We start from the raw sequence: 1,093 nt of genomic DNA, 5'->3' as shown, positions 1-1,093 counted from the left end.
TGACCGTGCGGCGCAAGGCGTTGCAGGATCAATTGCTCGAAGACGGCTACGATCTCAATGGCGTGCTCGCGACCTTGACGCCTGAGGCCAGTGAACGCGCCGCCGAAGAAGAACTCGAACGGATCAATGCGCGGATTCAGCGCCTGGGCGCGATCAACCTCGCGGCCATCGACGAATACACGCAACAATCCGAGCGTAAACGTTATCTGGATGCGCAGGACGCCGATCTGGTCGAAGCATTGGAGACCCTGGAAAACGTCATTCGCAAGATCGACAAGGAAACCCGTAACCGCTTCAAAGATACCTTTGATCAGATCAATGGCGGTTTACAGGCGCTTTTCCCGAAAGTTTTCGGTGGCGGCAGCGCGTATTTGGAACTGACGGGCGAAGATCTACTCGATACAGGGGTGACGATCATGGCGCGGCCGCCAGGAAAGAAGAACAGCACCATCCATTTGCTCTCCGGCGGGGAAAAAGCCCTGACCGCGCTGGCACTGGTTTTTGCGATCTTCAAATTGAATCCGGCGCCGTTCTGCATGCTCGATGAAGTTGACGCGCCACTGGATGACGCTAACGTTGGACGCTACGCACGATTGGTTAAAGAGATGTCGCAGACCGTGCAGTTCATCTATATCACCCACAACAAGATCGCCATGGAAATGGCCGATCAACTGATGGGCGTGACGATGCACGAGCCGGGTTGTTCGCGACTGGTTGCAGTGGATGTCGAGGAGGCAATGGCGATGGTGGACGCCTGAGTCAGCGTGGTGTCGGAAGGGTATGAATAGTCTGTAGGACTTTTTTACCGACTTCGACTTGCTGGCCAATCGACATATTCGCGCAAGCCAACGTGACAGACGGTGTAAAGTTGTCTTTGGTCGTGCTAGTTTAATGTCAATTTTTCGTATACGTGGGCAAAACGCCTGTCAGAACATAGAGTTGGCGCCACGTTTTAAAGCGGTTTGCACAATGTAAACCCCTTATTTTTCAGCATTTTTTATAGAGGCACGGGATTACATGGAAATCGGTCTGCGCGAGTGGCTGATCGTCATCGGCATCATTGTGATAGCCGGTATTCTTTTTGATGGCTGGC

At 53.1% G+C, this 1,093-nt stretch carries 2 protein-coding genes; both read left to right on the top strand.

Going from position 1 to position 1,093, the window contains the following annotated elements:
• Positions 1-758, top strand: a 758-nt coding sequence (locus HT737_RS28710; RefSeq protein ID WP_374011207.1) for a chromosome segregation SMC family protein, incomplete at its 5' end; no start/stop codon positions are given.
• A gap of 259 nt (positions 759-1,017) precedes the next feature.
• On the top strand, positions 1,018-1,093 hold a 76-nt coding region (locus HT737_RS32120), incomplete at its 3' end, for a hypothetical protein (RefSeq protein WP_306287303.1).

Origin of the sequence: Pseudomonas sp. MD195_PC81_125, assembly GCF_014060985.1 — a bacterium.
Classification (GTDB): domain Bacteria; phylum Pseudomonadota; class Gammaproteobacteria; order Pseudomonadales; family Pseudomonadaceae; genus Aquipseudomonas; species Aquipseudomonas parakoreensis.
This window is presented reverse-complemented; position numbering and strand designations above follow the sequence as displayed.